The sequence below is a fragment of the Neisseria sp. P0013.S005 genome (assembly GCF_051958425.1).
Taxonomy (GTDB): Bacteria; Pseudomonadota; Gammaproteobacteria; order Burkholderiales; family Neisseriaceae; genus Neisseria; species Neisseria subflava.
Map to the genome: position 1 here is coordinate 1 of NZ_JBQCVL010000093.1, position 238 is coordinate 238.

Consider the following 238-nt stretch of genomic DNA (forward strand, 5'->3'; position numbering starts at 1 on the left):
CCCATCAACTGAAACTGTTTTTAGCCCAGCCCCGGCAAGGCGGCCGTCAAAATCGGGCTAACCGGGGCGGCGGCCATTGGGGGTGAGGTTATAGTGAGGCCGGTTGGCGTTTGCTCGTCGCGCGGATAAAAATTGAGCCGCAGGTCAATCTCGTTGCCGGGCAAGCGCTTGTTTTTGGCCGTCAGCGTTACAGCACCGGCATCTGCCTGCGCACTCACCGGCAAATCGGCGGCGGCAG

The 238-nt window shown here is 61.3% G+C and carries 1 pseudogene; it reads right to left on the bottom strand.

Features of this window, described 5'->3' with window-relative positions:
- Positions 1-20: 20 nt before the first annotated feature.
- Positions 21-238, bottom strand: a pseudogene (locus tag ACTHTA_RS11625) (phage tail protein); the annotation flags it as partial.